This window comes from Alistipes sp. AF48-12 (genome assembly GCF_003477565.1).
GTDB classification, from domain to species: domain Bacteria; phylum Bacteroidota; class Bacteroidia; order Bacteroidales; family Rikenellaceae; genus Alistipes_A; species Alistipes_A hominis.
The window spans coordinates 1-1029 of record NZ_QUDJ01000052.1; the positions used below are offsets into that span (position 1 = coordinate 1).

At 42.8% G+C, this 1029-nt stretch carries 1 protein-coding gene; it reads right to left on the reverse strand.

The window, feature by feature from the left end; translation table 11 throughout:
• Window positions 1-14: 14 nt before the first annotated feature.
• Window positions 15-995: an IS982-like element IS1187 family transposase gene (locus tag DW082_RS14150; RefSeq protein WP_032536584.1), complete on the reverse strand. Its 981-nt coding sequence runs from the start codon at window positions 993-995 to the stop codon at window positions 15-17.
• Between the last annotated feature and the right edge of the window lie 34 nt (window positions 996-1029).

A 1029-nucleotide genomic window follows, 5' to 3' on the forward strand; every position in this document is an offset into this window, starting at 1 on the left:
ACCTGTTGGCGGAATTAATTTAGTGCATACTTAATTCTGCCAATGGGCTTGTCGTTAATGAAGTTTACGTATTGCAGAATGGTAAGTGCACTAATTTTGCCAATGATTCTGGCAAACAAACCATTCGTTATTTTCGCGTAGTTCCTGATGACCAAGAACTGGTCTGTAAGTTGTGAGAATATTGTCTCAATCCTCTTTCTTGCCTTTGCAAACGGAATGAATGTCGGTTTCCAATCCTTTTGGTTGAGCCGATACGGACACTCCAGTCTTATGTGTGCGGTTTCGAACAAGTCAAGCTGTACGTCAGCTCCAATATACCCTTTGTCACCATAGATGCTACAGTCGTGATAAGTATGTTTTACATCCTTCATATAATGGAGGTCAGCCACACTTGCCTTTGACAGATCATAGGAATGGATAACTCCACTTAACCCACAGAGAGCGTGTAACTTATAACCAAAATAATACGTGTTCTGCGAAGCACAGAAGCCGAAGTCGGGAGCTTGCGAGAAATTGCCGGCACGCCCCATCTTGCAACGTTTTCCTCTTGCAACCCTACAGACCTCTATCGGCTTGGAGTCAACAAAGAATTGTTCCTCTCCGCCATCCATTTCCATGGCAATCCGCTTGCGCAGTTCCTCACACAGGCCTGACGTTTTCTTCCTGCGGTCATTGAACTGTCTCCTTGATATGAGATTGGGAATGCTGTCCTTGTATTCTTGCAATTTATAGTCGAACAACCACTTCTCACTATCAATGCTCTCGGTCTCTGCCGTCAGGGATAGCGCCACCACTTCCAAATCCGAAAACTTGGGAACAGGACCACGACGTGGAACATTACCCGAATCATTGACGAGATTTTCAGAGAATTGCTTGCATATCTCAAGTATTTTGACGAATTTTGCATAAAGGTTGTACATACGATGGTTTGAACTTAATGTTTTAATCACCACTAAGTTACTAAAAATCAGCGACATGTACAACTTTTTACTCATATTTATCAACTTAAATTAATTCCGCCAACGGGTT